This window comes from Porphyromonas gingivalis ATCC 33277, assembly GCF_000010505.1.
Classification (GTDB): domain Bacteria; phylum Bacteroidota; class Bacteroidia; order Bacteroidales; family Porphyromonadaceae; genus Porphyromonas; species Porphyromonas gingivalis.
In genome coordinates, this window is sequence record NC_010729.1 from 38,706 (window position 1) to 63,749 (window position 25,044).

General features: G+C 47.3%; 21 protein-coding genes and 1 pseudogene. 15 read left to right on the forward strand and 7 right to left on the reverse strand.

All coding sequences use genetic code 11. The features are described from left to right. Positions 1-51: 51 nt before the first annotated feature. From rmuC to dnaE, 3 genes are all read right to left on the reverse strand, one after another. Positions 52-1,350 carry a DNA recombination protein RmuC gene (gene rmuC / locus PGN_RS00155; protein WP_012457183.1) on the reverse strand — a complete coding sequence of 433 codons (1,299 nt, stop codon included), beginning with the start codon at positions 1,348-1,350 and terminating at the stop codon, positions 52-54. Positions 1,351-1,979: 629 nt separating this feature from the next. Continuing rightward, entirely contained in the window at positions 1,980-2,294 is a 315-nt protein-coding gene (trxA, locus tag PGN_RS00160) for a thioredoxin (RefSeq protein ID WP_004583434.1), read from the reverse strand. 48 nt (positions 2,295-2,342) lie between these two features. Then, the gene (dnaE, locus tag PGN_RS00165) at positions 2,343-6,029 is read right to left on the reverse strand and encodes a DNA polymerase III subunit alpha (RefSeq protein WP_012457185.1); all 3,687 of its coding nucleotides are present in this window, start codon (positions 6,027-6,029) and stop codon (positions 2,343-2,345) included. A gap of 278 nt (positions 6,030-6,307) precedes the next feature. Between dnaE and rplS the strand changes: the two genes are divergently transcribed. From rplS to PGN_RS00185, 4 genes and pseudogenes are all read left to right on the forward strand, one after another. Then, positions 6,308-6,673: a 50S ribosomal protein L19 gene (gene rplS / locus PGN_RS00170; RefSeq protein WP_004583436.1), complete on the forward strand. Its 366-nt coding sequence runs from the start codon at positions 6,308-6,310 to the stop codon at positions 6,671-6,673. Positions 6,674-7,083: 410 nt separating this feature from the next. Then, positions 7,084-7,350: pseudogene (locus PGN_RS12205) on the forward strand (transposase); the annotation flags it as partial. 561 nt (positions 7,351-7,911) lie between these two features. Continuing rightward, complete coding sequence (gene glyA, locus PGN_RS00180; RefSeq protein ID WP_004583439.1) at positions 7,912-9,192, forward strand: serine hydroxymethyltransferase; 1,281 nt, start codon at positions 7,912-7,914, stop codon at positions 9,190-9,192. Positions 9,193-9,348: 156 nt separating this feature from the next. Further along, positions 9,349-11,682, forward strand: coding sequence for a family 20 glycosylhydrolase (locus PGN_RS00185; RefSeq protein WP_039416859.1), 2,334 nt, complete (start codon positions 9,349-9,351; stop codon positions 11,680-11,682). 349 nt (positions 11,683-12,031) lie between these two features. Here the strand turns inward: PGN_RS00185 and PGN_RS12210 are convergent, their stop codons facing one another. Continuing rightward, positions 12,032-12,145 carry a DUF1661 domain-containing protein gene (locus tag PGN_RS12210; protein ID WP_012457188.1) on the reverse strand — a complete coding sequence of 38 codons (114 nt, stop codon included), beginning with the start codon at positions 12,143-12,145 and terminating at the stop codon, positions 12,032-12,034. A gap of 1 nt (position 12,146) precedes the next feature. Here PGN_RS12210 and PGN_RS12215 point away from each other — a divergent pair, with 1 nt between their 5' ends. Continuing rightward, positions 12,147-12,239, forward strand: a complete 93-nt coding sequence (locus tag PGN_RS12215) for a hypothetical protein (protein WP_353558840.1) — start codon at positions 12,147-12,149, stop codon at positions 12,237-12,239. Between the two features lie 106 nt (positions 12,240-12,345). Continuing rightward, the gene (gene htpG, locus PGN_RS00190; protein WP_012457189.1) at positions 12,346-14,400 is read left to right on the forward strand and encodes a molecular chaperone HtpG; all 2,055 of its coding nucleotides are present in this window, start codon (positions 12,346-12,348) and stop codon (positions 14,398-14,400) included. A gap of 182 nt (positions 14,401-14,582) precedes the next feature. On the opposite strand, the gene PGN_RS00195 is transcribed toward htpG, so the two are convergent. The 3 genes from PGN_RS00195 to ychF form a co-directional block, all read right to left on the reverse strand. Then, positions 14,583-15,437 carry a phosphatidate cytidylyltransferase gene (locus PGN_RS00195; protein ID WP_004583444.1) on the reverse strand — a complete coding sequence of 285 codons (855 nt, stop codon included), beginning with the start codon at positions 15,435-15,437 and terminating at the stop codon, positions 14,583-14,585. 28 nt (positions 15,438-15,465) lie between these two features. Next, on the reverse strand, positions 15,466-17,487 hold the full coding sequence (gene ftsH, locus PGN_RS00200; RefSeq protein ID WP_004583445.1) for an ATP-dependent zinc metalloprotease FtsH: 2,022 nt from the start codon (positions 17,485-17,487) through the stop codon (positions 15,466-15,468). A 200-nt stretch (positions 17,488-17,687) separates the two neighbouring features. After that, positions 17,688-18,791 carry a redox-regulated ATPase YchF gene (ychF, locus tag PGN_RS00205; RefSeq protein ID WP_012457190.1) on the reverse strand — a complete coding sequence of 368 codons (1,104 nt, stop codon included), beginning with the start codon at positions 18,789-18,791 and terminating at the stop codon, positions 17,688-17,690. Positions 18,792-19,900: 1,109 nt separating this feature from the next. Here ychF and PGN_RS00210 point away from each other — a divergent pair. The 9 genes from PGN_RS00210 to PGN_RS00250 all read left to right on the forward strand — a co-directional run bounded on the left by PGN_RS00210 (position 19,901) and on the right by PGN_RS00250 (position 25,019). Next, a complete protein-coding gene (locus PGN_RS00210) occupies positions 19,901-20,110 on the forward strand; it encodes a hypothetical protein (RefSeq protein WP_043876346.1) in 210 nt (69 codons plus the stop codon). 12 nt (positions 20,111-20,122) lie between these two features. Continuing rightward, positions 20,123-20,341, forward strand: coding sequence for a hypothetical protein (locus PGN_RS00215; protein WP_012457193.1), 219 nt, complete (start codon positions 20,123-20,125; stop codon positions 20,339-20,341). Positions 20,342-20,353: 12 nt separating this feature from the next. After that, positions 20,354-20,770: a PcfK-like family protein gene (locus tag PGN_RS00220; protein WP_012457194.1), complete on the forward strand. Its 417-nt coding sequence runs from the start codon at positions 20,354-20,356 to the stop codon at positions 20,768-20,770. Between the two features lie 21 nt (positions 20,771-20,791). Continuing rightward, a complete protein-coding gene (locus tag PGN_RS00225; RefSeq protein ID WP_012457195.1) occupies positions 20,792-21,322 on the forward strand; it encodes an antirestriction protein ArdA in 531 nt (176 codons plus the stop codon). Between the two features lie 16 nt (positions 21,323-21,338). Then, positions 21,339-22,613, forward strand: coding sequence for a PcfJ domain-containing protein (locus PGN_RS00230; RefSeq protein ID WP_012457196.1), 1,275 nt, complete (start codon positions 21,339-21,341; stop codon positions 22,611-22,613). Positions 22,614-22,639: 26 nt separating this feature from the next. Further along, positions 22,640-22,894, forward strand: coding sequence for a hypothetical protein (locus tag PGN_RS00235; RefSeq protein ID WP_012457197.1), 255 nt, complete (start codon positions 22,640-22,642; stop codon positions 22,892-22,894). Positions 22,895-22,898: 4 nt separating this feature from the next. Beyond that, positions 22,899-23,129: a hypothetical protein gene (locus PGN_RS00240; protein ID WP_012457198.1), complete on the forward strand. Its 231-nt coding sequence runs from the start codon at positions 22,899-22,901 to the stop codon at positions 23,127-23,129. Positions 23,130-23,392: 263 nt separating this feature from the next. Next, the gene (locus PGN_RS00245) at positions 23,393-24,613 is read left to right on the forward strand and encodes a tetratricopeptide repeat-containing protein (protein WP_024998308.1); all 1,221 of its coding nucleotides are present in this window, start codon (positions 23,393-23,395) and stop codon (positions 24,611-24,613) included. A gap of 1 nt (position 24,614) precedes the next feature. Further along, complete coding sequence (locus PGN_RS00250; protein WP_012457200.1) at positions 24,615-25,019, forward strand: TIR domain-containing protein; 405 nt, start codon at positions 24,615-24,617, stop codon at positions 25,017-25,019. Positions 25,020-25,044 lie beyond the last annotated feature (25 nt).

A 25,044-nucleotide genomic window follows, 5' to 3' on the forward strand; every position in this document is an offset into this window, starting at 1 on the left:
GGAAGGTGTTCTTGCTAATCATATCGGAAAGGAGAAGAATACGAGGGAGGATTATTCGTTTTCCGGCAACTCCTCCGTCTCAGGACGGAACGATGCCGGTACATTCTTTTTGGGCGAAAGTCCGAGGCTGCGCATCTTTTCGATACGCCCGACGATGTTGCTACGGCCTTCGACCAATTGACCGCGGGCTTTGGCAAGCGTGGCAACCGTATTTTGGGCTTGTTCCTCGGCACGAATGAGTGTCTCTGCGAAAGTGCAGAACTTATCGTACAGCCCGTTGGCTTGCTCTACGATTCGCTGCACATTTTTCACTTGCCGGTCGCGCTGCCATAGATCCAGAGCCATCCGCAAAGCTGCGATTAGGTTGGTCGGATTCATGAGCAGCACGCGTTTGTTGTAGGCCTGATCCCATAAGGTGGGTTTTTCTCGCAGAGCCAGCGTATAAGCCGGTTCGTTCGGGATGAAGAGCATCACAAATTCGGGAGCTTTGTCGCAATAGTCCTGATAACTTTTGCTTGCCAGTTCCTCTATATGCCGGCTGATGCTGGCGATGTGCTCCCCCAGCAGTCGTTTGCGCTCGGCTTCATCCTCAGAGGCAACGAAGGAGGCATAGGCCGTAAGGGATACCTTGCTGTCGATGATCACCTCCTGACCGTTCGGGTAGCGAACGATCACATCGGGACGCATCCGTCTGCCCGTCTCATCGTGGAGGAGGGTACGCCCTTCATCATCGGTCAGGGTCTCTTGGACGAAGAACTCTTCTCCTTCGGTCAATCCGCTGCGTCGGAGCAGGTTTTCGAGGATCATTTCGCCCCAGTCGCCCTGTACTTTGGGGTCGCCTTTGAGTGCACGGGTCAGGTTGTTGGCATCATCGCTGAGTCGGCTGTTCTGTTCGATGAGCTTTTGTAGCTCTTTGGCGAGAGAGAAACGTTCACGCGCTTCTTCATTATAGCTCTTTTCGACTTTTTCTTCGAATAGCTTGATGCGTTCACTCAGCGGTTTGAGTATTTCACCGATGCGCTCTTCGTTCATTCCGGAAAGCTTCCGTGTCTTGTCTTCGAGGATCTCCGATGCCGTGGCCTTGAAGAGTGCTTGCATCTCTTCGGATATTTGTCCGGAGCGTTTCCGTTCGCGTTCCAATTCGGAAGTGGTTGCCTGCAAGCGTGTCTCCAGTTCGGTACGAATACGGATGGCTTCTTTCTGCTCCTCTTGCAGGTCCGCCAGCTTCTCAGTGGCAGCCTCCAGTTGTGCTGTCAGCCTATCTGTCTCAGTGTTGTGCCTGCGATGGAAGAGCCATACGACGAGTCCGGCAACTATTGCGACGATGATGATTAACCAGTACAAATCCATTTCGCCTATAAATTTTACTGTTTTACGAACGAAGGTAATCAATACGTATGAGACCTTTCGGCAATAAGCAGGCACTTTTATCCATTCATTTTACAGTGTGTCGGCCGATTGTTTTGTGTGCTTATGGTATGATCAATGACACAAAACGATGGCACGACAAGGAAAATCATCCGACGAGAAGAGGTCTCATTCAGAGACGTCATGTCAGCGAATCGATATAGGAAAGCCCGGAATGTATTTTCGAGCCAAGTCGATATGCTCATACGAGAGGATACTATGGTCTCACATGAGAGGATACTATGGTCTATTGATGGAAGATGCTATCTGCTCTGTATCGGATGGCAGGTTCGGGGAGTGGGAGGTTCCGTGCGAGCTGTTAAACCGATAGATGAGATTGTCGCACGGCATTTTCCGGGAGATTTCATTGTCAATTGACTGTTTTTCAGGTCTGTACAGATATAAATACAATCTTAGCCTGATTCGCTTCTACGTCTTCGAAAAGCTAATAAAGTAGGGTTTCCATGATGAAGCCGGTTGCCTAACCGACTGTAAGGAGCAAAGAAAGAGGGCTGTGACAAAACCGAATTTTGACACAGCCCCTTTCTTTTGGAATGCCAATACCGACTTAATTAAAACAAGGCATCCAATTCTTTCTTGAATACGTCTTTGGACTGAGCACCCACGAGCTTCTTTACCACTTCGCCGTTCTTGATGAACAAAATGGTGGGGATATTACGCACGCCATACTTCATGGGCAATTCCGTATTTGCATCCACATCCACTTTTCCTATGATAGCGCGTCCTTCATATTCCGCAGCCAGCTCGTCGATGATCGGACCTACCATGCGGCAAGGACCGCACCATGTAGCCCAGAAATCCACTACCATCGGCTTGCCTTCAGCTACCAAGCCGTCAAATGTTGCATCTGTAATTTGCAGTGCCATAATTTTGTTCGTTTTAGTTGGTTGTTATTCTTGTTTATAATGATTGGCCTATTCAAGTGCAAAGTTAATCTCATAAGTCTTCAATCTATTCACCAGTTCGGGGGACACTTTGATCAGCGATTTCTGCTGTGCCAGTTCGACATCGAAAGTCTCCGTATGGTCATACACTTTGATAAATAACATCGTTTTCCCCGAATTGTTTGTCAATTCGTCAGACAGCATTTCGATCAGCTCATTGTCGATCTTCGATGCCGGCAGTAGGATCGTCATCTTTTTGATCAATGTATCGGCCACTTGAGGTAGCAGTTCGATTGAGGTCACGACCAATTCCATTTCACCCTCTTTCCACTTATGAGGCTGAACGGATGCGCGAATGAGGAGATACAGCCCCTCCTTGCAATAATTGCCGAAGTTTACATGAGCCTGTCCGAAAAGAGGTATTTCGCCCGTGCCGGACAGATCCTCTAACGTAATCTTTGAGTACGGATTATTCGAGCGAGAGATTCCCTGAAAAGCCTTGGTAACAATACCGGCCAAAACCAAATTTTTCCCGACCAAGGAATCCGGATCAGTCAAATCGGCTGCATGGGTATTGCAATAGTGATCGAGAATGACTTGGTACTGAGCCATTGGATTGGAACTAAGGTAGAGCCCTACGAGTTCACGTTCTTTATTGAGCCTTTCCAAGTCGTTCCATGGCTCGGTGGGAGATGGCTGCGGACGAGGAATCATCAGATCTTCTTCCTCTCCGAAGAGGGAATTGCTCTGGCTGTGCTTCTCCTCTTGTACTACGGACCCATAGCGCATAAGTGCTTGTATGTACGACTCCTCTCTTCCTGTCAGAGGAGGAGCCATATATTCCTCCCGGGATAGAGCGAAGCTGTCGAAAGCACCGGCCAAGGCCAGACTCTCCATCGTCTTGCGATTGCAGGCAGAGAGATTGATCCGCTCCACAAAGTCGAAGATGTCCTTATATAGCCCGTTGGCTTCGCGTTCGGCAATGATCTGCTCGACGGCTCCCGATCCTACACCCTTTACAGCGCTGAGACCAAAGCGAATATCCCCATTGGCATTTACTGAGAATTTCATTTCGGACTCGTTCACATCCGGTACCAATACGCCGATCTTCATGGACTTGCACTCATCCATGAGCTTGGTTATTTCCGTGATGTTATTCAGGTTTCGGCTCAATGCTCCTGCCATATATTCAGCAGGATAGTTCGCTTTCAGGTAAGCCGTTTGGTAGGCTACCCAACTGTAGCAGGTGGCATGACTCTTGTTGAAAGCATAGCTGGCGAACTTCTCCCAGTCTGTCCAGATCTTTTCCAGAACTTCTTCCGGATGTCCATTCTTATTCCCCCCCTCGAGAAACTTCACCTTCAGAACATTCATCTTTTCGATGAGTTTTTTGCCCATAGCCTTACGAAGCTCATCGCTCTGGCCTCGGGTAAAACCGGCAAGCTTGCGACTCAGAAGCATGACTTGCTCCTGATACACCGTCACACCATAAGTTTCTTTGAGATATTCTTCCATCTCAGGCAGGTCGTAATCGATAGGCTCACGCCCATGCTTGCGTGCGATAAAAGAAGGGATATAGTCCATCGGACCGGGACGATAGAGAGCATTCATCGCTATCAAGTCCTCGAAAGCAGAGGGCTGTAGCTCCCTAAGATACTTTTGCATCCCACCGGATTCGAATTGGAAAGTACCTATGGTACGTCCATCGCTGTATAGCTTATATGTAAGAGGATCGTCGAGAGGGATCGTGTCTATATTCAAGTCAATGCCATGGCGCCGCTTTATGTTGACCAAAGCTTCTTTGATGATCGAGAGCGTTTTCAGCCCGAGGAAGTCCATTTTGATCAGTCCCGTCTGTTCGATGACAGAGCCTTCGTATTGTGTGACCAGCAGCTCCTCCTTCGTGTCTTTGTCTGGAGCCGTACTGACCGGAACGACATCGCTGATATCCGTTTTCCCAATGATGATACCGCAGGCATGCACACCTGTATTGCGCACATTCCCCTCCAGCATTTGGGCGTATTTCAGGGTATCGCGCATTACCTTATCGGAGCTTAGCGATGCTTGCTTCAGCTCTGGAACAAATTCGATTGCTTTCTTCAGATTGACTTTCTTCTCTCCGGGAATTTTGTCCGGTACGAGCTTGGCTAAACGATTGCTTTCGGGTAAGGGCAGCCTCTGTACGCGAGCCACATCCTTAATAGAACTCTTTGTGGCCATCGTACCGTAGGTGATGATGTGGGCCACTCTCTCCTTGCCGTATTTTTCCGTCACCCAGCGGAGTATTTCGGCACGCCCGTCATCATCGAAGTCGACGTCTATATCGGGCATGGAGATACGATCCGGATTGAGAAAACGCTCGAAAAGCAAATGGTACTTGATCGGATCGATATCCGTGATCCCCAAACAGTAAGCTACCGCCGAACCGGCTGCCGATCCTCGGCCGGGTCCGACAGAGACGCCCATACTTCGTGCGGCTGCAATGAAATCCTGTACAATAAGGAAGTAGCCGGGGAACCCCATTCCTTTGATGGTTTCCAGTTCAAAGTCGATACGCTCTTTTATCTCATCGGAAAGATCCTCTCCATACTTGCGCCTGGCACCTTCGTAGGTAAGGAAACGCAGGTAGTCATCATCGTCTTTATATTCGGGGGGGATAGGAAAATCCGGCATCAGGGCTTTGTTGTCGATGCTGTAGAACTCTACCTTGTCAAGTATTTCTAATGTGTTGGAAAGAGTCTCAGGTAGATCCTCGAATATGGCGCTCATCTCTGCCGTAGTCTTCATCCATTCCTGCTTGGTATAGCGCATCCTGTTCGGATCGTCCAGATCCTTCCCTGTGCTCAGACAGATCAGACGGTCGTGCGCCTCAGCATCTTCTTCATTGCAGAAATGGACATCGTTCGTCGCAATAACTTTGACACCCAACTTCTTGCCAAGCTCCAGTATGACGCGATTTACACGCTGTTGCTGGGGGAAAACATCCTGATTGCCGAGTGGATTATGCGTCTCGTGTCGCTGAACCTCCAAATAGTAATCGTCCCCAAAAAGCTCTTTGAACCAGAGGATGGCCTCCTCAGCCTTGGCAATCTCTCCTGCCATGATATGCTGTGGTATCTCTCCTCCCAGACAGGCCGAAGAGACAATGATACCTTCATGATACTTCTGCAAAAGCTCCCTGTCGATACGCGGACGGTAGTACTGCCCTTCTGTCCATGAATAGCTGACCATTTTGATCAGATTCTTGTACCCTCGCAAGTTTTTTGCCAGCAGGATCAAGTGCCAACCGCTGGCATCGATGGAGCGTCTGGGATGATACGGATCCGGTATCTGGTTATCCTTGTCGAATCGCGTACGTCGGGCACAATATGCCTCACACCCAAGGATAGGTTTGAAGAGGAGTTTTTTGGTCTCCTCTATCTTCTGCTGCAACTTGACAATGCGGTTGCGCTCTTCATCGGTCAGCATGTCGGCACTCTTCGAGTCGTTCAGTTGATCCAGTTCGCGCCTACAGTCCTTCAATGTCGCATTGTGCCCGCTGTTCTTCTTCTCCACATAGTTGTAAAACTCCTTGATGCCGAACATGGCTCCATGATCGGTCAGAGCAATACCCGGCATACCGTCGGCAATGGCTTTGTCCACCAAATCATTGATAGCGGCCTGTCCGTCAAGCAGAGAGAATTGGGAGTGTACGTGCAGGTGTACGAAGGGTTCCATCCTTGTAGTTTGTCTTTCGAGCAAAAGTACTCATAATATGAGACCTTTGCACAATAAGTAGCACTTATACAGGGCTGACGCATTAAAGTTGTATGGTCATTAGTTGTTGTGGTTTCATTCGAACGAGTTTCTTCTGAATATGAGGTGTTGAAGTTCAGTTTTGCCGATTGAGAGCTTTTTTGTTACTTTGCAGTCGCTTTGCGTAATCTCTGACAGGAAATAACGTGCGACCTGTGTATATTGCGTTTAGTATTTAGCTAATCCAAAAAGCAATACAAATGGATTTTATTAAAATCGTTAACGAAGAGTTCAAATCAGGGAAAGAACATCCCAAGTTTAACAGCGGTGACACCATCACTGTTGAATATCGTATCAAGGAGGGTAACAAGGAGCGTATCCAGAAGTATCGCGGTGTAGTAATACGCATCAGCGGCCACGGCGACAAGAAGCGATTCACTGTTCGCAAAATATCGGACGGTATCGGTGTAGAGCGTATTTTCCCGATCGAAAGCCCTTTCATCGAAAACATTACCGTTGAGAAGTATGGTAAGGTACGTCGAGCCAAACTATATTACCTGCGTGGCCTTACAGGCAAGAAAGCCCGTATCAAAGAGCGTCGCGTAGCTCTTTCTTCTAAAGACTAATTTGCTTATAACGGTTATTAGGGGGGCTTATAGAGATATAATCCTCATTCCCTAAGTATTATGCAGAGAGGGTGTATCGAAAATTGATTTCGGTACACCCTCTTCTCTTTAACCCAGATTGGTCATTAGAGATTAACGTATGAATCAAGGCATTACTTATTTTACTTATTACTTTCAAGGAAAAAGAATTATGTCCGAATAAGCATGTATTTCACATCACCCGATTGGTGAGATGAAATTGGGATGCTGATGTGATTTTTATAAGAAGGTAAGTGGCAGTTATTAAGCAGATTACAAAGAAAAATCTCTAATCACGGCCATTATTTTTTTTGAATGCAATCCACTTTATTCCATTAACATAGGCTCTTATAAACTTGAAGGATTATGCCTAATTTAGGCTCACCAATTGTTGGTTGAGACCGGGTAACACCTCTGCTTGCAACAACTTCCCAGTCTTTCTTCAAGACATGCTCAATAAGCTTGAGGAGAAAAAAGTCGGACTTGTTCGTGCCGATAGTTGCTTCTGTAACAAACAGGTTATCGAATCCTTACAAAAGCAAAAGATCCATTATATCATCGCTGCACGCTTAACTTCGACAGTTAAAATTTGCCTGCTTCGGTTGTTTGCAGTAGTTGCCGAGACCGTGCAGAGGCGGAAAATAGGGTTAGGAGCTTAAGAATGATTTTTCCATGGATGGCATTGTACAGAAAGACTGGTGGGCTACTGAAGCGATGATCAATATGGCCGGGCCTATAATCTGATGAGCCGGTTTCGCTTGGCTGTTATCAATTCTGCGAAGAAGTCCAAGTTCAAAACAATCCGAATGAAGTTTTTAGCTAACCTGCTTACATCCAAAAACACGCAGGCAAGGAAACTCTGAAGTTGGCTCTGGCTCTGAATATCATAGATCTGCATTTTTAGCGCTATGGGTAGTGCTAAAGAGATCACAGGCCCGTGAAAAAATCTAATGACAAACTGGGATAACACAGATATTTCTGCAAAACAAATCAGTTCCCAAAATGCGGAAAGCTTCTTGGTCAGTTAGATCATAATAAGACCTTGTAGGTGGACAGCAGAATCTTATAGGATTTTCTTTGAGCATTAAAATGCTGTGAGGCATTTGGCATATCATCCGTACCTTTTTGTCATTGAACATTATAGTTACCTTTGTGCCGATGTGTAAAAACACAGTATGACGAAGCCTGAACCACAGACATCAATATCTTCAAAATAAGAAATGAAAAAAGACAGCGTAATTTTCGATCTGATCGAAAAAGAACATCAGCGCCAGCTCAAAGGTATCGAGCTGATCGCATCGGAAAACTTTGTAAGCGAACAAGTTATGCAGGCTATGGGTAGCTGTATGACCAATAAGTATGCCGAAGGTTATCCCGGCAAACGCTATTACGGTGGTTGTGAAGTGGTAGACCAAAGCGAGCAAATCGCCATCGACCGTATCAAACAACTCTACGGAGCCGAATGGGCCAACGTACAGCCTCACTCCGGAGCACAGGCCAATATGGCCGTTCTTCTGGCTTGCCTCGAAGCAGGCGATACGTTCATGGGACTAAACCTCGAACACGGCGGCCACCTATCGCACGGCTCACTCGTCAATAGCTCGGGTATCCTCTACCGTCCCATCGGCTACAATCTGAGCGAAGAGACGGGAATGGTGGATTACGACCACATGGAGAAAATGGCCATCGAGCACAAACCCAAGCTGATCATCGGCGGTGGTTCGGCCTATTCTCGTGAGTGGGACTACAAGCGTATGCGTGAGATCGCTGACAAGGTGGGTGCCTTGTTGATGATCGATATGGCACACCCTGCCGGTCTGATCGCTGCCGGTCTGCTGGAGAACCCCGTGAAGTATGCTCATATCGTTACTTCTACGACTCACAAGACACTGCGTGGCCCCCGTGGCGGTATCATCCTTATGGGCAAGGACTTCGACAATCCTTGGGGCAAGAAAACCCCGAAGGGCGAGATCAAGAAGATGAGCGCACTCCTCGACTCTGCCGTATTCCCTGGTGTACAGGGTGGTCCGCTCGAGCACGTTATAGCTGCTAAGGCTGTAGCTTTCGGAGAAGCACTGGATCCTTCGTTCAAGGAATACCAAACGCAGGTGAAAAAGAATGCTGCCGTTTTGGCTCAGGCTTTCATGGACAAAGGCTATAAAGTGATTTCCGGTGGTACGGACAACCACAGTATGCTGATCGATCTTCGTCCGAAGTTCCCCGAACTGACAGGTAAAGTGGCAGAGAAAGCCCTCGTGGCAGCGGATATTACCGTCAATAAGAACATGGTACCGTTCGATTCTCGCTCTGCATTCCAGACATCGGGCTTCCGCGTGGGTACTCCGGCCATCACCACTCGTGGCGTAAAAGAAGATAAGATGGGCTATATCGTGGAGTTGATAGACCGTGTGCTCTCCGCACCGGAGGACGAAGCCGTAATAGCATCGGTTCGTACCGAAGTCAACCGGATGATGGCCGATTATCCTCTCTTTGCTTGGTAAGAAATCCCAAGAAGTCTATCTCCCTATCCTTCTCTTAGGATAGGGGATAGTTCTTTACTGATATTCTAGAAAGCACGCAAGTGTGTGTGATGCCGGTGGTGCCGGCACACCCTCACTTACGTGCTTTTTTGTTTGATCACTAATTCATACTTGACAATGAAACGACTGACTTTCGGAGCATGCATTTGCTGCCTCCTATCTCTTATGGCCTGCTCACAGAAAGCAAAGCAGGTGCAAATCCCCGAATACGACAAGGGTATAAACATCATTCCCTTGCCGATGCAGCTGACCGAATCGGACGACAGCTTTGAGGTCGATGATAAGACCACTATCTGCGTATCTGCCGAAGAGCTAAAGCCTATCGCTAAACTTCTTGCCGACAAGCTAAGAGCATCAGCCGACCTCTCTCTCCAGATAGAGATAGGCGAGGAGCCTTCGGGGAATGCTATTTACATCGGTGTCGATACGGCTCTTCCTCTTAAAGAAGAGGGTTATATGCTCCGATCCGATAAGCGTGGTGTCAGTATCATCGGCAAATCTGCCCATGGTGCTTTCTACGGTATGCAGACTTTGCTCCAGCTCCTTCCTGCCGAAGTGGAATCTTCGAATGAGGTACTGCTCCCCATGACGGTGCCCGGCGTCGAGATCAAGGACGAACCGGCATTCGGCTATCGTGGCTTTATGCTGGATGTATGCCGTCATTTCCTTTCGGTGGAGGACATCAAGAAGCATATCGACATCATGGCCATGTTCAAGATCAATCGTTTCCATTGGCACCTGACAGAGGATCAGGCATGGCGTATCGAAATCAAGAAATACCCACGACTGACCGAAGTGGGGTCTACAAGGACGGAAGGGGACGGTACGCAGTACTCCGGTTTCTACACGCAGGAGCAAGTACGGGATATTGTACAATACGCATCGGATCGTTTCATTACGGTGATTCCCGAGATCGAAATGCCCGGACATGCCATGGCTGCCCTCGCTGCTTATCCGCAGTTGGCTTGCTTCCCACGCGAATTCAAGCCACGGATTATCTGGGGAGTGGAGCAGGATGTTTATTGTGCCGGTAAGGACAGCGTCTTCCGTTTTATCTCTGATGTTATCGACGAGGTAGCACCCCTTTTCCCCGGCACATACTTCCATATCGGAGGGGACGAATGCCCTAAAGATCGATGGAAGGCTTGTTCGCTTTGTCAGAAGCGTATGCGTGACAATGGGTTGAAAGACGAACACGAGCTGCAGAGTTATTTCATCAAACAAGCTGAAAAGGTCTTACAAAAGCACGGCAAGAGACTGATCGGTTGGGATGAAATCCTCGAAGGCGGGCTTGCACCTTCTGCCACCGTTATGAGCTGGCGTGGAGAGGATGGTGGCATCGCAGCGGCTAATATGAATCACGATGTGATCATGACTCCGGGTAGCGGAGGTCTCTACTTGGATCATTATCAGGGAGATCCGACCGTCGAGCCTGTTGCCATCGGAGGTTATGCTCCATTGGAGCAAGTGTATGCTTACAATCCTTTGCCGAAAGAATTGCCGGCCGATAAGCATCGCTACGTGCTCGGAGCACAGGCCAATCTGTGGGCAGAATACCTCTATACTTCCGAACGATACGACTATCAGGCCTATCCAAGGCTACTGGCTGTGGCAGAGCTTACCTGGACACCGTTGGCCAAGAAAGATTTTGCCGATTTCTGTCGCCGTTTGGATAATGCCTGCGTTCGTCTGGACATGCACGGTATCAATTACCACATTCCGCTGCCCGAACAACCGGGTGGCTCTTCCGACTTTATAGCCTTTACGGACAAGGCTAAGCTGACCTTCACGACATCGCGTCCGATGAAAATGGTCTATACGCTGGACGAAACCGAACCGACCCTCACATCGACTCCTTACACGGTCCCTCTTGAATTTGCACAAACGGGCCTTCTGAAGATTCGTACCGTCACGGCCGGTGGGAAGATGAGTCCCGTACGTAGCATTCGTGTGGAGAAACAACCCTTCAATATGTCAATGGAAGTACCGGCACCGAAACCCGGACTGACCATTCGTACGGCTTACGGTGACTTATATGATGTGCCTGATCTGCAGCAGGTAGCCTCATGGGAAGTAGGGACCGTTAGCTCTTTGGAGGAAATCATGCACGGGAAAGAGAAGATAACTTCTCCTGAAGTGCTGGAGCGCAGAGTTGTAGAGGCTACCGGTTATGTGCTTATTCCGGAGGATGGGGTATATGAGTTCTCTACGGAAAACAACGAGTTTTGGATTGATAATGTGAAGCTGATCGACAATGTGGGCGAAGTAAAGAAATTCTCCCGTCGCAATAGCAGTCGTGCCCTTCAGAAAGGTTACCATCCGATCAAGACGATATGGGTCGGAGCCATACAAGGTGGCTGGCCTACTTATTGGAACTACAGCAGGGTAATGATACGGCTCAAGGGAGAAGAAAAGTTCAAGCCGATCTCGTCCGATATGCTCTTTCAATAAAGTCTCATCTCTTTATGGTTAAAGACGGCAACCTTTCCGCAGAAAAAAACGCAAGGCCTAAATTAACCCCAACTACCAGAAGAGGGTGTGTCAAAATTCAGTTTCGAGCAGGGGGCCGGGATCATCGTTTGTATAGAAAAACCGCTATCAAATCAATAGTGTCCTAAATGTTTGCTTAGAGGGGGGGGTGAGTTTTTAGTATGAGAGCTGAGTCGCTTCAATACAAGACTTTTGGGATTTGAGGGGGATCCCCCTGCCTACTGAAAGAGCTGATTTTGTTCTTCCGGCGGAGGCGAAAAGGGTTCATTGATCCATTGGCCTTTTCTTACGTCGAGCTGACGTGAGGTTATCAATCGCATAGAAACTCGAACCGAAAATCGCCCAAATCTGAAACCAAAATCCCCCAAAAATGGTGCGAGAATCTTTTCGTTCTCAGGCGAGATTTTTTCAACTCCCGAACCAAAATAAAAATTTTCTCAGACCACGTTTTCAGAACTGAAATACACCGGATTTTTCAGTACACGTCAATCATTCGGAAGCGAAAAAAGGCAGTCTGAGCGAAAGAATGCGCCAGATTGTCAGTTCCGGACCCTGTGGCACCGGATTTGTCGTTCCTTTCGACGGAATAGAAACAAACAAAACATTAACAGATAATAATACACTATGAGTAAGAAAGGAACAATCGGGGTAACGAGCGACAATATATTCCCCGTCATCAAAAAATTCCTGTACAGCGACCATAAGATATTCCTGCGTGAGATCGTCTCCAATGCCGTGGATGCTACGCAGAAGCTGAAAACGCTTACATCCGTCGGCGAATTCAAAGGCGAGACGGGTGACCTCCGCGTAACGGTCAGCGTGGATGAAGTGGCACGCACGATCACGGTCAGCGACCGCGGCGTGGGGATGACCGAAGAGGAGGTGGAGAAGTACATCAATCAGATTGCTTTCTCCAGTGCGGAAGAGTTTCTCGAAAAGTACAAAGACGACAAGGCTGCCATTATCGGCCACTTCGGACTCGGATTTTACTCGGCTTTCATGGTGTCCGAGCGAGTGGACGTGATCACGCGCTCTTTCCGAGAAGATGCTACGGCGGTGAAATGGAGCTGCGACGGATCGCCCGAATACACGCTCGAACCTGCGGACAAGGCTGACCGTGGCACCGATATCGTGATGCACATCGATGAAGAGAATAGCGAGTTTCTCAAAAAAGAAAAGATAGAGGGTCTCCTTGGAAAATACTGTAAGTTCCTCACTGTGCCGATCATTTTCGGCAAGAAGCAGGAATGGAAAGACGGCAAGATGCAAGATACGGACGAGGACAATCAGATCAACGACACACATCCTGCCTGGACCAAAAAGCCTGCTGACCTCAAGGACGAAGACTATAAGGAATTTTACCGTTCGCTCTATCCCATGTCCGAAGAGCCTCTCTTCTGGATCCACCTCAATGTGGACTATCCGTTCAATCTGACAGGTATCCTCTATTTCCCGAAGATCAAAAACAACTTGGATCTGCAGCGCAACAAGATTCAGCTCTACTGCAATCAGGTTTACGTCACCGATGAAGTACAGGGTATCGTGCCGGACTTCCTCACCCTCCTGCACGGGGTCATCGATTCGCCGGATATTCCCCTCAACGTATCGCGCTCCTATCTGCAGAGCGATGCCAATGTGAAGAAGATCTCGTCTCATATCACCAAGAAGGTGGCAGACCGTCTGGAAGAAATTTTCAAAAACGACCGCCCCACATTCGAGGAGAAATGGGATAGTCTGAAGCTCTTCGTCGAATACGGTATGCTGACGGATGAGAAGTTCTATGAGCGTGCAGCCAAGTTCTTCCTTTTCACCGATATGGACGGACACAAGTACACGTTCGACGAATACCGAACGCTCGTCGAAGGTGTACAGACGGATAAGGACGGACAGGTGGTGTATCTCTATGCTACGGACAAGCACGGACAGTACAGCCACGTGAAACGTGCATCCGACAAAGGCTACAGCGTGATGCTGTTGGACGGTCAGTTGGATCCGCATATCGTGAGCCTGCTGGAGCAAAAGTTGGAGAAGACACACTTTGTCCGTGTCGATAGCGATACGATCAACAATCTGATCCGCAAGGAGGAAAGAGCCGAAGTGAAGCTGTCCGATACGGAGCGCGCCACTCTCGTGAAGCTGTTCGAAGCACGCCTGCCACGGGACGAGAAGAAGCACTTCAATGTAGCTTTCGAATCGCTCGGAGCCGAAGGTGAAGCCATCCTTATCACACAAGCCGAATTCATGCGCCGTATGCGCGATATGGCACAGCTGCAGCCGGGAATGAGCTTCTACGGCGAACTCCCCGATTCGTACAATCTGGTACTTAATACCGATCATCCGCTCATCGACAAGGTACTCTCCGGTGAGAAAGAATCGGTAGAGCCTTCGCTCACAGAGCTTAGAGCGAAAATCGCCGAGCTGAAAACGGAAGAGGCCAAGCTGCTCGATGAGGAAAAAGGGAAGAAACCGGAGGAAATCCCTGTTGCCACGAAGGAAGCCAAGGAGAACAACGCCGTCGAACAGGCCAAAACCGAAGGCAGTATCAACGATCAACTGACCAAATATGCTCAGGACAACGAGCTGATAGGTCAGCTCATCGACTTGGCTCTGCTCGGAAGCGGATTGCTGACGGGAGAGGCTTTGGCCGAATTCATTCGTCGCAGCCAGCGTCTTCTCTGAGAAGTGAATAGTGAGTTGTGCTGAAAACCCAATTCTTCCACTCTCCTTGCCAATAGACATGGCAAGGAGAGTGAGGGTATAATACAAGGAACCCCCGAAAGCCACGGCTTTCGGGGGTTTGCTTTTATCAGAGCTTCCGCCGGTCTCTTTTCCTCGTCGGAACGGGTGGCCGGGAAAAATGCTTACAATCCGAAGATCAGAATGAAAAGATAGACGGCCGGGAATACGAAGAGAGCACTGTCCAGCCGGTCCAGTATACCTCCATGTCCGGGAATGATATGGCCGGAATCCTTCACTCCTGCATTGCGTTTGAGATTGGACTCATACAGATCGCCCCAAGTGGCCATGGCCGTTACCAGTAGAGCAAAGAAGACCAGCTCCATCGGATGCTTGGCCGAACCGGAATAGTGGCCTGCCAGTAATGCACCTGCCACAGTAAACAGCAACCCTCCTATAAAGCCCTCCCATGTTTTCTTGGGTGATATGACCTTGAAGAGTGTATGCTTGCCAAAGAGGGAACCTGCGATAAAAGCTCCTGTATCATTCAGCCATATCAGGACAAAAACGAAGAGGAAGTAGTGAGGCGTGAAGTCTGCCACTTCTCCTACTGCCAACTCCCTGCCGATACTTTCGGGCACGAGCAGAAGACTACCCAAACCAAGCGTTGCCGCTATATACAGATGCCCCATGAAAGTGCGGCTATTGTCCGATCCGGCCTTATGGCGATCCGAATATAGACTGCGCACCATAGTGTAGAGGACATAGAAGATATACGGGATAAATATCGTGACATCCATTCGGTCACTGCCGTATAGGAAGATGGCCGCAAAGAGGAAGGCACCGAAAAGTCCGTCCATGAATGCCCGAAGGGGACGTGTGCGATTCAGATTGACCAGCGAGGCGAATTCCCGCAGTCCCAACACGATGAAAACGGCAAAAACCGCTAAGAACAAAGCCGGTTCCCTTAGTACGACGGGAAGGATGATCAGGGCCATATAGACCAGACCACTGAGGCTGCGAATCAAAACTGCTTTCATAACGTAAGCTCGATAGTCTCTTTATATTTTATTCGGGATGTTCTTCCGTCTTCTCTTCTCCCTCAACGGGAATGGGTGCTTCGGCATCCGCTGTTGTCTCTTCTGTGGCGGTAGCCGGTGCATTCAGCCCAAGCAATTCTTCTGTACGCGAGGCCCAGGGGCGTTTGCCGAATATACGCTCTACGTCATCAGCCAGAATCACTTCGCGCTTGAGCAACAGATCTGCCAGTTCGTGGTGCCCGGCTTCATGCTCGCGCAAAATGCTTTTGGCGCGCTCGTATTGTTCGGATATTATTCTGTTTACTTCGGCATCGATAACCTCGGCGGTAGTATCACTGTACGGCTTTGTCAGATTCCAGCCGTCGTTTTGCATTTCGTAGTAGTTGATGTTGGGCAGCTTGTCGCTCATGCCGTAATAGGTAACCATGGCGTAAGCCAACTTCGTAACGCGCTCCAAGTCATTGGCTGCACCGGTCGATACACGTCCGAGGAAGAGATCTTCGGCGGCACGTCCACCCAAAAGGGCGCAAAGCTGATCCTGCAGAGCCTCCGTTGTCGTGATCTGACGCTCTTCCGGCAGATACCAGGCGGCACCGAGTGCCTTGCCTCGTGGTACGATAGTGACTTTGACGAGAGGATTGGCATAGCGTAGCATCCAACTGATAGTAGCGTGTCCGGCTTCGTGGATGGCGATGCTGCGACGCTCCTCCTCTGTGGTGATTTTGTTCTTTTTCTCCAATCCGCCTACGATCCGATCCACGGCATTCATGAAGTCTTCCTTGTCTACGAAGTTTTTATTGCTTCGCGCGGCGATCAACGCCGCTTCGTTGCAAACGTTGGCAATGTCTGCTCCGGAGAAGCCGGGTGTTTGGCGCGACAGGAATTCCACATCTACGCTTTTGTCGGTCTTCAACGGCTTGAGGTGTACAAGGAAGATCTCTTTGCGGTCATTCAGGTCGGGAAGATCTACATAGATCTGGCGGTCGAAACGTCCGGCACGCAGCAGGGCACTATCCAGCACATCGGCACGGTTGGTAGCAGCCAGAATGATCACACCGCTATTGGAGCCGAAGCCATCCATTTCGGTAAGCAACTGGTTGAGTGTATTCTCACGCTCATCATTGCCGGAGAAATTGTTGCCCTTGCCGCGAGCACGCCCTACGGCGTCGATCTCGTCGATGAAGATGATACACGGGGCTTTTTCCTTGGCTTGTCTGAAAAGGTCGCGAACACGAGAGGCTCCTACGCCGACAAACATCTCTACGAAGTCCGAACCGGACAAAGAGAAGAAAGGAACGTGCGCCTCTCCGGCTACTGCCTTGGCCAGAAGAGTCTTACCCGTTCCCGGAGGTCCTACGAGCAAAGCTCCTTTAGGGATCTTTCCTCCCAGTTCGGTGTATTTGGATGGATTCTTGAGGAAGTGAACGATCTCTTCCACTTCCTGTTTGGCTTCATGCAGACCTGCTACATCGCTGAATGTAACGTGGATATTGGTCTTGTCATAGAGCTTGGCTTTGGATTTGCCTACGTTGAAGACGCCGCCTCCACCGCCACTTCCTCCTCCACCGCCGCTCATTCGGCGCATCATCCAAAACCAGAAAACGAGCAAAAGGATGAGTGGGCCCCATGCGATGAGGATAGAGGTGAAGCTGAACTTGCTGTCTTCATACTTCACCTTAGCCGTAATTTGGTTTTGGTCGTAGAAGTCGGAGAATTTGTCTACCGACGGAATTTGCGTGTTGATATAGTAGTCTGAGATATTTCCTCTGTCCTGAAAGGACGGGATGTCGCCTTTCTTGAATACCGAATCGACCTTGGCCGGATCGACCCTCGCCTTGAGAGTGTTCTCTTTCCGATTGACTACGATGTCCGTAAAGGCTTGCTTTTTGGCGATATTCTGAAACTCATTCCAGCTGAGTTCTTTCTGGGATGTAATATCCCGATCGACAAAGAAGAGGGTGGCCAATATCAGAAATACAGGGGCATAGAGCCATATCGGGTTGAAACGCATCGGTTTGCCGGGTTTCTTGTTATTCCCATTGTTCGCCATATTGTTTGCGCAGTTTTTTTTCTACTTAAGAAAAATGCAGGAGTATTTGTTCGATACTCGCTGAAATCCTGAACTATAACTTTGCAAAAGAACAGCCGACCCGCTCTTTTGGTTTATGTTTCTTTCGCCGGGATATACGATTATTCCGAATGCCGTACTGTGTTTTTGTTATCGAGAAGGATAAGGATGAAAGAAAGACTTCAGACATTGAAGCGGAAATGCATGATGTCGCCATCCTGCACAACATATTCTTTTCCTTCAATACTCATCTTACCGGCTTCTTTCACGGCTTGTTCGCTGCCAAAGCTGACAAAGTCATTGTACTTGATGACCTCGGCTCGGATAAACCCTTTTTCAAAATCGGTGTGGATGATACTGGCACACTGAGGTGCTTTGCTTCCGCGGAGGAACGTCCAAGCCCTTACCTCATCGCTCCCGGCCGTAAAGTAGGTTTGAAGATTCAGCAAATGATAAGCGGCTTTGATCAGACGGCTCACGCCGGATTCTTTCAGACCGATCTCTTCGAGGAACATTTGCCGCTCTTCGTATGTCTCCAGCTCGGCGATCTCGCTCTCTATCTTGGCTGCTACGACGAGGATTTCTGCATCTTCGTTTTTGACTGCTTCTCGAACGGCTTCCACATATTTGTTGCCACTAAGAGCAGAAGCTTCGTCCACATTGCAAACGTACATGACCGGTTTGGCCGTCAGGAGAAAGAGTTCGCGTGCTATTTGCTGTTCGTCTTTGGTGTCGAAACTGACGCTGCGAGCATTCCTGCCTTCGTCAAGAGCTTCTTTGAATTTCGAGAGCACTTGATAAGCCAGCTTGGCTTGTTTGTCGCCCCCTGTTTGTGCCTGCTTTTGGACTTTCTGTATGCGACTCTCTATCGTTTCAAGGTCTTTCAGTTGTAGCTCGGTGTCGATGATTTCTTTGTCGCGTACAGGATCTACGGATCCGTCCACGTGTGTGATATTGTCATCATCGAAGCATCGGAGCACGTGGAGTATCGCATCCGTTTCACGGATATTGGCCAGGAATTTATTCCCCAACCCTTCGCCCTTGCTGGCACCTTTGACAAGACCGGCAATATCTACGATCTCTACCGTGGTTGGGATCAGCCGTTGAGGTTTGCACAGATCGGCCAGGATATTCAGTCGCTCATCAGGCACTGTGATTACACCGACGTTCGGATCAATGGTACAGAAGGGGAAATTGGCAGACTGTGCCTTGGCATTGGACAAACAATTAAAAAGAGTCGATTTCCCCACATTGGGCAGGCCGACGATACCGCATTGCAAACTCATATTGTCGTTTTTCGTTTTTTAATTCATGGAGAAATCAGGAGAAAAGATTATTCGACCGAGAAATCCCATTATTCTTGTCCGCAAAGATAGCGAATCTTGTCCACCTGAGGCTTGGACAAAAAGACACACAACCCCCTCCAAAACTATTGCCAGCCTGTCCGTGTAGGCTCTGTAATAAGCCAATGCTGCTCCCGACCCTTGCTTCTTGAATACTCCACTGGCTACGATATTCGAGCCTTTGTGGGGGCCTCGCTCTCCTTAAAATTCATACTTGCGACCCCATTCCGGTAGCCTATTCTTAGGATAGCCATACTCTTCTGATAGCTTGTAAATAGGCGTCCCGGACTTTGCTTGGAGTACTATCACGAAGCGTTCTTCAAAACGATTTCGCATAAAAAAGTGAACCCTAAAAGTTTTCTGTCCAACTTTTAGGGTTCACTTCATTTTTTTTGACACAGTCCTATATTTTCATTGAAAATCTATCATTTAGGTCTAAGTAATTGGCTATGAACAGCCTTGTGAGTTATGATTTTCAGCAGGTAATGATTTAGCGACCTATCTTCTGCAATGACACACAACGCTTTGCATAACTCGAATAACCTGTTGCAAAGGTAATACTATCTACGGAGAAAGACGAAACTTTCTCCGTTTTTCTTTTCTAATAGTTGTCTGTTCAGACAATAGTTTTCATTCTTTTCGTCTTATTACTCACGATTATGGCAGTCTTTCTTGTGAAGGCTGCCTTTCATTTTTTTCGCTCTGCCCTCTCAGGTGTTCCTCTCCACATTCTACTCCATGTATTCGCATCGGGATCGGTTGTTCGTTGTCAGCGGCAAAGGTAGTTCCAGGCTTCCACGGACAAAAAAGGTCGGGGCGGCAAGCCGTTTAGACGACAATCTCCACACTTCCATTTCATTGCAGGTAGTATTCTCGCCGTAAAACCTTGTTTGTCCTAAGCCCTACCTTTTTAAGCCCCTGAAACGAAAACGACCGACCCGACGGAAAGACGCATAAAAAAAATGTCGGAAACACGAGGATAGAGAAAATGAAAAATGGAAACTCAACTTCCTCACCTCTGGAATCCGCATAAAATCAAAAAATCAGACAAGATGAAACTGAGATACAAAATATCAATTTGGGTGGCTTTTGCACTCGCAGGCTCTCTCCTTTGGGGCGGAAGCGTCTGGCTTTGGCTGGTAGGGATATGTGCAGGGAAATTCCTCATTCGGCTACTCCTTACCATCACTTTGGCAATCGCAGTGTACATCTTGGTTTATGCCCTCATCATCGGGACAATACTTTGGATACTCATTTCTTAAACAGACAGATATATGAAAAGAAGAAGCAAGACAGTCGCACAACAATGCAGATACTACGAAGTGGACAACATCTTCGAGTATATGGTATCGGTTTACCTCAACGGAAATATATCCGCCTTTGGGGAACTATACAAGGAACTCAATCGGAAGGATAGAAAGGAGTTTATATTCTATCTCTTTTCAGAAGTTGAACCTATACATATCCAAGAAATCATTTTAGAAACCATCTAACTATATAAGACAATGAAAGGTACAGAACATTTCAAGGACGTTATCCAAAACTATTTGGAAACGAGAGCATCATACGATGAACTCTTTGCGGAGAGTTTCCGCAAGGAGAATAAAAACATAGACGAGTGTATTACCTACATCTTGACGGAAGTCCAAAGAATGGGGTGTGCAGGTCTGTCCGATGAGGAGGTATATTCCCTTGCCGTGCATTATTACGACGAGGATAACATCGAGGTGGGCAAGTACATCAACTGCCAAGTCGTGGTAAACCATACTATCGAACTCACGGAGGAGGAAAAAGCGGAAGCAAGAAAAAAGGCTATCGAGCGATACCAAGCGGAGGAATACCGCAAACTTACCGCCAAGAAACCCAAATTGGAGAAGCAGGTGGAACAGCAGATAGCACAACCCTCACTATTCGAGTTTTAACCCTTAAATAACAAAAGAAAAATGGAAGCAACGGATTTGAACGAAGCACGCATCTATGTAGGCACTTATGCCAAGTACAACAACGGCTCATTGCAGGGCGAATGGGTGGAACTTTCGGACTTCTACGATTTGGACGGCTTTATGGAGCGTTGTGCCGGGATACACGAGGATGAGGAAGAACCCGAATATATGTTCCAAGCGTGGGAGGAAATCCCCGATGGTCTGATTGACGAGGGGCATTTGGAGGAAAACTTCTTTGAACTTCGGGACGAATTGGACAGACTGAACGACACGGAGAAAGAAGCCTTTTGGATATGGGTGGAGGGCAACAACATCCAACTCACACAAGACGCATACAGCCTTGTGAAGTCTTTCCAATCGGACTACATAGGAAGTTATGCAAGCAGGGAGGATTTTGCGGAGGAACTCGCAAAAGTGGAGAATGACTTACCCGATTTTGCACTGATATACTTTGACTTCTCCAAATATGCCAATGACCTTTTTTGTACGGACTTTTGGTATAAGGATGGCTATGTATTTCGGAACAACTAATTGAGGAGGACAGATTATGAAACCGAGAAACAAGTTTGAAAAGGCAGTACTTGCCGAGAGCAAGCACTTACGACCGATAACCAAGACACAGAGCAAATGGGCATTCCGTGAGTGTATAGACCATTTCGCCTACCGACTTCCCAAAGGTCGTACTACGTGTATGGATTGTGGGCATAGTTGGACAATAGAGAAGACAACCGAACATTGCACTTGCCCTCATTGTAGAGCAAAGTTGCAAGTCCGAACGACTTTTGAACGTAAGATAAGACAGAAGCAATACTTTACGATACTTACCACTTGTGGAGAGTACCAAGTATTAAGAATGTTTCTTCTTTCTGTAGAAATGGAGAAAGGTTGCAAGGCATCATCATACACTATTGAAATCGGTCAGTATTGGTGGAACGCACAAGGACGAAAGACGATTGTTGCCGTTCAGAGAGTATTGGGCAAATACATCGACACCTTTTCCTATTGCTCGCCTATGGCAGTGAGAAACGACAACGAAGCCTACCACCATATATCGTACTCTCCGATATATCCGAAGTTCAAGGCAACGGAAGCACTCCGCAGGAATGGATTTAAGAATGATTTTCATGACATCGCACCAACTGTTCTCATTCCAGCCCTATTGTCCGACAGCCGTGCGGAAACATTGATTAAAGCAGGTAGAACCGAGCATCTGAAATACTTTCTTGACAATTCGAGGGCATTTGACGCTTGTTGGCAATCCTATAAAGTCGCCAATCGCAACGGCTATGACATAGAGGACATTTCAATTTGGTGCGACTATGTGGATATGCTCCGCAGATTGGGCAAGGACATACACAGTCCGAAGTATGTTTGCCACACCGACCTGCATAGAGAACACGACCGCAGACAACACGAACTCCGCAGACAAAGGGAAAAGGAAGAAAAGGAGAAGAAACGCAAAAAGGCAATGGAGGACGAGGAACGTTTCAAAGAACTCAAATCCAAGTTCTTTGGTATCCGTTTCACGGACGGCGCAATCCAAGTCCACGTTTTGGAGAGCGTGCAGGAACATTTGGATGAGGGTGTGGCAATGCATCATTGCGTATTCGACAATGCCTACTATCTTAAAGAGAACTCACTGATACTTTCGGCGACCATTGAGGGCAGACGGATAGAAACGATTGAAGTTAGTTTGGACACACTCAAAGTCGTGCAAAGTCGTGGCGTGTGCAACAAGAATACGGAGTATCACGAGCAGATCGTGAGCCTTGTCAATGCCAACCGCAAATTGATAAGGCAGAGAATGAGAGCGACAGCATAAGCAACAATCACCAAAACATCACAGATATGAAAGCAGAAATAGAAAGTATCGTATGCAACTGGGCGGACGAGATACCCTATATCCTTGTAAGGATAGTCAATGCCATTACCCTATCCGCCAATGAAGAGGAACTAAGGGCTGCCGTCAAGCGGATAGCCGAAGAAACGGAACTTGACAAGTTCTTTGCATACGGCTATGGCGCACACCATTTTTGGCTTACCCACCGCAGGTTATCCAATGGAGAGCCAAAGGAACACAGATTATTAAAGGTCGAATTTTGAGAATATGAAGAAGAGAGTTTACAGAGTACGGACGCAGTACATTTTCGAGGGAGTTTTTGAGGTGGTTGCCGAGAGCAGAGAAGAAGCACGACAAAAGGTCATTCAGAATTGCGGAATGGTGATGGGTGGAAACATTCACAGCACCCTGCCCGATGAGGAAATCAATTGGGCTTTCTCCACGCACCCCGAAGTAATTACGAGACGGATAACCGTTCACGAAGAGCAGACGGAGTAAAGCGGTCGGCAGATTTGCCGACCGCTCCTTTCTTTCGTGAGCTTCGGGCGGACAAAGAAAGGAGCAAAGAAACCCAATGAAAAACACCTCGTTACTTTTGACAGTGAGTTGAGACGGTTCAAAAGTAACAAAAAGCCATTTGGGGTAAGGATAGTTCTATATGTTGCCATTTTGTCGCATCGAATGGACTTTATGGCAGATAAAACCTATTGGTATGCTAATTGCTTTATCTGTTGTAAGTTGTCATTAATAAAACTATGCAAATGGAAAATAGAAAAAGGATATGTTTTGTAATTATGGGCTTTGGAAAAAAACAAGACCCCTATACAAATAGAACAATAGATTTAGACGCGACATATAATAAGATAATTCAACCGTCAGCAGAAGCCTGTGATTACAAGTGCATCCGTGCAGATGAAATTTTGGATTCAGGTACGATTGATAGAAGTATGTATGCTTTGCTCTATAAAGCGGATTTAGTAATTGCGGATATTACGACAGACAACGCTAACGCCCTATATGAATTGGGTACTCGGCATGCTCTGAGACCTTTTTCGACCATTATAATAAAAGGAGGCGAGAGTAAAATTCCTTTTGACTTAGGACACACTCGAATTTTATCTTATGAGCATTTAGGCAATGAAATCTCTAAAAAAGAAGCTCAAAGAAGTGTCAGAGAATTGAAGTCTATAATAAAAGCTGTAACAGAAAATCCTGTACCAGATAGCCCTCTATACACATACATCCCTAAAATAGAACAACCCAAAATCTCTGATGAAGATTTAGAGGAAATAATAGGAGAACTTCGGGCTAAAGAGAATACGGTATATTCTCTTTCAGAACAAGCAAAAAGGTTTATGCATGAAAAGCGTTTTGAAGAAGCCGCTCAGAAATGGCATAAACTCAGGCAAATGGTAGAAAATGATATTTTTTATATTCAACAAGAAGCTCTATGCACATATAAAAGTGAAAAGCCCGGAAAAGTTCCAGCTTTGACAAATGCACTTCAAATAATGGCATCTATAAAGGAACAGACAGATACTGAAACGTTGGGCATTACTGGAGCCATCAATAAAAGATTATGGTATGAAACAAAAGATGAGAGTTATTTAGATTACGCCATTGAGATGTACAGGAAGGGCTGGACTCTACATCAAGATTACTATACTGGAGAGAATTATGCCCTTTGCTTGGAACAAAAATCTATTCTCGAAAAAGATGAACGGCACAAAATACATAAACAAGTTGAAGCTGAAGAAATCAGAAAGCAAATTATAGATATAATCCTTCCTACTTTGGAGGAAGAAGAGCCCGAAGAACTCAAATGGAAGTATGCCACATTGGCGAACTGTTATTTTGCGCTTGGAGATGTAAAAAAAGAGCAGGAGTATGACCAAAAGTTCAAAGAGCAGAATCCTGAAGACTGGGAAATAGAAACATACCTTGAAAATAAGCAGAATAGTATTAACTGTAATAATAAATAATATGGCAAAAACTTATTCAGTATTTATCAGTCACTCATGGGATCATGTAGATGATTTGAAGAACCTCCGTAACCTTTTAGAAAAGAGAGGTTATTTTCATGTTGAATTTGAAGAGGCTTCACCTGAAGAACCTATCAACTCAGAAAATTCAGCATACATCAGACGTCGTTTGAAAGAGAAAATCTCTAATTCTGACATTGTTTTAGGCATTGCTGGTATGTATGCCTCTTACAGCGACTGGATGAAATGGGAGTTGGACACTGCAATAGCGGAAGAAGTTCCAATAGTAGGAGTTATTCCTCGGGGGCAAGAGAGAATTTCAAAAGTTGTTACAGATCGCTCCGTAGAGGATGTTCATTGGAATACAGAAAGTATTGTTGATGCCATTCGAAGAAGGGCTAAATAATACTTCCTACTAAAGCACGCCTCTT

Excerpts from the sequence above, each read along its gene's own strand:
- PGN_RS00210 (WP_043876346.1), top strand. The coding sequence starts at position 19,901 with ATGAAACTGAGATACAAAATATCAATTTGGGTGGCTTTTGCACTCGCA.
- dnaE (WP_012457185.1), bottom strand. The coding sequence starts at position 6,029 with ATGGAACCCTTCGTACACCTGCACGTACACTCCCAATTCTCTCTGCTT.
- ychF (WP_012457190.1), bottom strand. The coding sequence starts at position 18,791 with ATGAGTTTGCAATGCGGTATCGTCGGCCTGCCCAATGTGGGGAAATCG.
- PGN_RS00250 (WP_012457200.1), top strand. The coding sequence starts at position 24,615 with ATGGCAAAAACTTATTCAGTATTTATCAGTCACTCATGGGATCATGTA.
- PGN_RS00225 (WP_012457195.1), top strand. The coding sequence starts at position 20,792 with ATGGAAGCAACGGATTTGAACGAAGCACGCATCTATGTAGGCACTTAT.
- PGN_RS00245 (WP_024998308.1), top strand. The coding sequence starts at position 23,393 with ATGGAAAATAGAAAAAGGATATGTTTTGTAATTATGGGCTTTGGAAAA.
- rplS (WP_004583436.1), top strand. The coding sequence starts at position 6,308 with ATGGATTTTATTAAAATCGTTAACGAAGAGTTCAAATCAGGGAAAGAA.
- PGN_RS00215 (WP_012457193.1), top strand. The coding sequence starts at position 20,123 with ATGAAAAGAAGAAGCAAGACAGTCGCACAACAATGCAGATACTACGAA.
- PGN_RS00240 (WP_012457198.1), top strand. The coding sequence starts at position 22,899 with ATGAAGAAGAGAGTTTACAGAGTACGGACGCAGTACATTTTCGAGGGA.
- ftsH (WP_004583445.1), bottom strand. The coding sequence starts at position 17,487 with ATGGCGAACAATGGGAATAACAAGAAACCCGGCAAACCGATGCGTTTC.
- PGN_RS00235 (WP_012457197.1), top strand. The coding sequence starts at position 22,640 with ATGAAAGCAGAAATAGAAAGTATCGTATGCAACTGGGCGGACGAGATA.
- trxA (WP_004583434.1), bottom strand. The coding sequence starts at position 2,294 with ATGGCACTGCAAATTACAGATGCAACATTTGACGGCTTGGTAGCTGAA.
- htpG (WP_012457189.1), top strand. The coding sequence starts at position 12,346 with ATGAGTAAGAAAGGAACAATCGGGGTAACGAGCGACAATATATTCCCC.
- PGN_RS00195 (WP_004583444.1), bottom strand. The coding sequence starts at position 15,437 with ATGAAAGCAGTTTTGATTCGCAGCCTCAGTGGTCTGGTCTATATGGCC.
- rmuC (WP_012457183.1), bottom strand. The coding sequence starts at position 1,350 with ATGGATTTGTACTGGTTAATCATCATCGTCGCAATAGTTGCCGGACTC.
- PGN_RS00230 (WP_012457196.1), top strand. The coding sequence starts at position 21,339 with ATGAAACCGAGAAACAAGTTTGAAAAGGCAGTACTTGCCGAGAGCAAG.
- glyA (WP_004583439.1), top strand. The coding sequence starts at position 7,912 with ATGAAAAAAGACAGCGTAATTTTCGATCTGATCGAAAAAGAACATCAG.
- PGN_RS00185 (WP_039416859.1), top strand. The coding sequence starts at position 9,349 with ATGAAACGACTGACTTTCGGAGCATGCATTTGCTGCCTCCTATCTCTT.
- PGN_RS00220 (WP_012457194.1), top strand. The coding sequence starts at position 20,354 with ATGAAAGGTACAGAACATTTCAAGGACGTTATCCAAAACTATTTGGAA.